This window comes from Loktanella sp. DJP18 (assembly GCF_049310965.1).
GTDB lineage: Bacteria > Pseudomonadota > Alphaproteobacteria > Rhodobacterales > Rhodobacteraceae > Loktanella.
The window spans coordinates 1-1,759 of sequence record NZ_JBMERN010000295.1 but is presented as its reverse complement, the minus strand read 5'-3'; the positions used below and the strand labels follow the sequence as shown (position 1 = coordinate 1,759).

The 1,759-nt window shown below is 62.1% G+C and carries 2 protein-coding genes; both read left to right on the top strand.

Annotation, left to right across the window (positions count from 1 at the left end; genetic code table 11):
• The coding region (locus ACOI1H_RS25350) for a Mu transposase domain-containing protein (RefSeq protein ID WP_422441067.1) at window positions 1-820 on the top strand (820 nt) is incomplete at its 5' end.
• Entirely contained in the window at window positions 817-1,710 is an 894-nt protein-coding gene (istB, locus tag ACOI1H_RS25345) for an IS21-like element helper ATPase IstB (RefSeq protein WP_422441065.1), read from the top strand. The genes ACOI1H_RS25350 and istB, both read left to right, overlap by 4 nt.
• Window positions 1,711-1,759 lie beyond the last annotated feature (49 nt).

Below are 1,759 nucleotides of genomic sequence, written 5' to 3'. Positions count from 1 at the left end.
GCCGACGCGCAACAACCGCGGCGTGGCACACGAGAATGGTTCGATCGAGAGCGCCCATGGGCATCTCAAGGCGGCGATCCGTGACGCCCTGCTGATGCGGGGCAGCGCAGAGTTTGCGGACATCGCAGCCTATCGTGCCTTTATCGATGAGATTGTCGGGCGTCGGAACGCGGCCCAAGGCAAGCGTATCGCGGCAGAGCGAACCTATCTGCAAGCTTTGCCTGCCCACCGCACGACAGACTTCGAGGAAGTCATCGTCACCGTCTCCAGCACCGGCGGGTTCACCCTGCGCAAGGTGTTCTACACTGTGCCATCGCGCCTGATCGGGCATCGGCTGCGGATCCGCCTCTACGATGACCGGCTGGAGGTCTTCATGGGTGGCACCCGGTTGATGTCGCTGCCGCGTGGGCGTGCCCATTCCGATGGACGGCATGACCAGGTGGTCAACTACCACCATGTCATTCATTCCCTGCGGCGCAAGCCGATGGCGCTGCTGAACCTCGTTTACCGCGACAAGCTGTTTCCGCGTCTGGCCTATCGGCGTGCCTTCGATACGCTGATTGCCCATCTGCCCGAGAAGATTGCCTGCAAGGTCACCGTCGAGCTGCTCGCGCTGGCCCATGATCGCGGATGCGAACGGGAATTGGCCGAGGAACTGGAGGGGGTCCTGGATGCCGGGCAGTTGCCCGATCCTGTCGCCTTGCGACGGCAATTTGGACCAGACCCCTCAGATTTGCCAACCGTCACGGTGCAGCAGGTTGGCCTCGACAGCTATGACGCGCTTGTCGCCCCGGCCGTCTGGATGGGAGAAACGGCATGAAGACGGCACATCCCATCGACGAGGCGCGTCTTGGCATCATGCTGAACGAGTTGCGCCTGCCCACGGTCAAGATGCTCTGGCCCCAGTTCGCAGAAGTTGCCGATCGCGAGGGCTGGCCTGCTGCGCGCTTCCTTGCGGCCATCGCCGAGCATGAACTGGCCGAACGCGCCAACCGCCGGATCGGACGTCATCTCGCCGAAGCGCATCTGCCGCCGGGCAAGACGCTCGACACCTTCGCCTTCGAAGCTGTGCCGATGATTTCCAAAGCGCAGGTTATGGCCATGGCTGCGGGAGACAGCTGGCTGGCCAAGGGCGCCAATGTTCTGATGTTCGGCCCACCTGGCGGCGGCAAGAGCCATCTCGCAGCCGCCATCGGACTCGCCCTGATCGAGAATGGCTGGCGCGTCCTGTTCACCAGAACGACTGATCTGGTCCAAAAACTGCAGGTCGCGCGGCGCGAATTGCAGCTCGAGGCCGCCGTTGCCAAGCTCGACAAGTTTGACCTGCTCATCCTTGATGATCTCGCCTACGTCACCAAGGACCAGGCCGAGACCAGCGTGCTGTTCGAGCTGATATCGGCCCGATACGAGCGGCGATCCGTTCTGATCACCGCGAACCAGCCCTTCGGCGAATGGAACAGGGTCTTTCCGGACCCGGCCATGACGCTCGCGGCCGTTGACCGGTTGGTCCACCACGCCACGATCTTCGAAATGAACGTCGAAAGCTTCCGGCGGCGAAGCGCCATGGAGGCAAAGCGGAACCGCGGACGGCCCGCTGCCTTCGCGACCATCAACAACACGCCCCAGATTGTCGCGGAGCGTCAATCAACACCCGAAACAGAACTTGCCAGCGACAATCACGCTGATACGATCAAAGACACCGCGACGTAGAATCTCATCCAGATTGACGCGCAGGTCTCATCAAGATTGTCGCGCTATA

Coding starts and splice junctions, on each gene's coding strand:
- istB (WP_422441065.1), top strand. CDS start 817: ATGAAGACGGCACATCCCATCGACGAGGCGCGTCTTGGCATCATGCTG.